A 1,977-nucleotide genomic window follows, 5' to 3' on the forward strand; every position below is an offset into this window, starting at 1 on the left:
CCCGGATCGAACGCACCGAACACGAACGCCCGCCACGACTCCGACATCGACTTCGCCGCCGACTCATAGAACGCGAAGTCACCGCCGCGGCCGAGGTTCCACACCATCAACACCGCCGACGCCGCCGTCAGTGCGACTATCGATCCCCAGATTGGCCACGGTTCCCGCAGAACACGTCTTAAGAGCACGTCTATCCCTTTCGAGACGGTGTTGACGACCATCGGTGGTGCTGCTGCAATCGTGCGGCAGGGTTTCTATGACCCTGCTGCGACTTCTTCCCGTCCGCGAGCGGAACGATTCCCGGTCATGGTCGGCACTGCCACAGCGTGAACGAACGGTCGGGGCGCGTCGTCGCGGACGCGGACGACGCGGCGGACGCGGCATCCGCTTCTGCTGTCAGCCCGTTCAGCACCGGAGACAGACTCTCGGCGACCGACGACCGGGTGTCGGCGAGAAGCCCGAGGGCTCCCGCCGAGACGGACGCATCGGTGCCCCACGTGCGCACCACGGTGCAGCGCTGCTGCGCGACGAACTGGGCGACCGGGTCCTTCGCGCCGGCACCGGCCTTCACGACGAACCAGCGCACCGAGCCGTTGTCGACGAGATCCTTCAACTGCGCGGTCGTGAAGACCGGCACCGCGCCGGAGTATCCGCCGTCGGTGAGCACCGCCTGCCCCGTGGTGTCGATGACGTCCGCCGAGATCGCCCAGGAGTCCGTCACGATCGGAGCCCCCGTGCCGGCGGCGGGAGCGGGTGCACCACTCGCATCGGCAGCGATCACCCGCAGCAGGTCGTCGACCGGCGTGGAAGCCGTGGGGGCACCACCCCAGAGGTTCGGCGTCGAGACGTGGAACGACTCGGTCGCACCGGGGTCGACAACCGATGAGTCGGATGCCGCCGCCACCGGGAACCCGTAGACATCAACCGTCCGCGCGGGGCGCGGTGAGGCAACCCCGGCCACCGCGGCGGGGGGTCGCCAACCGAGGTACGCGTCGATTCCCGAGCCGTCACGACCGGCATCCAGGGCCTGCACGCTCCACAGCGCCGGACCTGCCAGCAGCGCCAGACCGGCGACCGTGGCGACAGCGGTGGAGGCTGCGCGCGGCGACAACACCGCCCCCGACCGCACCTCGCGGGTGAGGACGACCGCGGCGCCACAGATGCTCACCGCCCCCATCGGCACGGCGAGCACCGCCGGCATCGCTCCCCACGACGCCAGCGCGACCGCCCAGACCGTCTGGCCGGCGAGCAATGCGGGAAGCACGAGACGGTCCCTGCGGCGACCTGAGCGCTGCAGCGTCCACGCGCGGGAGAACGCGATCGCGGCAAAGAGGGCCAACTGCACCCCGAGCGCGGCGAGGTACGCCGTGTGCGGCATGACGCTCGCCGTCAGCACTGCCGCCGCGACGGCAAGCCAGAGCGTGACCGCAACCGTCGTGGCGAAAGCTGCCCTTTCGGCCGCGGACCGATGGTCACGACGCGGCCACCACCGGGCGAAGGCGAGCACGATGCCTGCCGCCGCCGCCGGGTAGAGCCACCCGATCTGAGTGAGGTTCTCGGGGGCGAACAGCTTGGGATGGAGGGCGAAGCCACCGGTGCTCCGGAGCATCGAGGAGATCGCGGCCGTCGCACCCCCCGACTGCTCTCCCGGCCCGACCGCCCCGGGCACAAGTCCCGGGAACACCCGGTCGATGCCGTTGTAGCCGAACACCATCGCAAACAGGTTGTCGTTCGTCGAGCCGTCGACGAACGGACGGACACCCGACGGCACCACCTGCACGATCGCCATCCACCCCACCGACGCCGCAACCGCGACCGCAGCGAAGGTGCCCGCGCGCGCGAGGCGGCGGACACGGGACATCCCCCCGAGCACGAGCAGCGCGATCACGAAGCCCGGCAGCACGAACCACGCCTGCATCATCTTGGCTTGGAACCCCACGCCGACGGCGATGCCCGACCACGCCAACGCCCACCACG

2 protein-coding genes are annotated in these 1,977 nt (G+C 70.4%); both read right to left on the reverse strand.

Annotation, left to right across the window (positions count from 1 at the left end; translation table 11 throughout):
* Positions 1-221, reverse strand: a 221-nt coding sequence (locus BGO15_RS09780; RefSeq protein WP_286748148.1) for a hypothetical protein, incomplete at its 3' end; no start/stop codon positions are given.
* Positions 222-304: 83 nt separating this feature from the next.
* Positions 305-1,977: mannosyltransferase YkcB-related protein (locus BGO15_RS09785; RefSeq protein WP_286748149.1), on the reverse strand; the 1,673-nt coding region annotated here is incomplete at its 5' end.

The sequence above is a fragment of the Microbacterium sp. 71-23 genome (assembly GCF_001897265.1).
GTDB classification, from domain to species: domain Bacteria; phylum Actinomycetota; class Actinomycetes; order Actinomycetales; family Microbacteriaceae; genus Microbacterium; species Microbacterium ginsengisoli.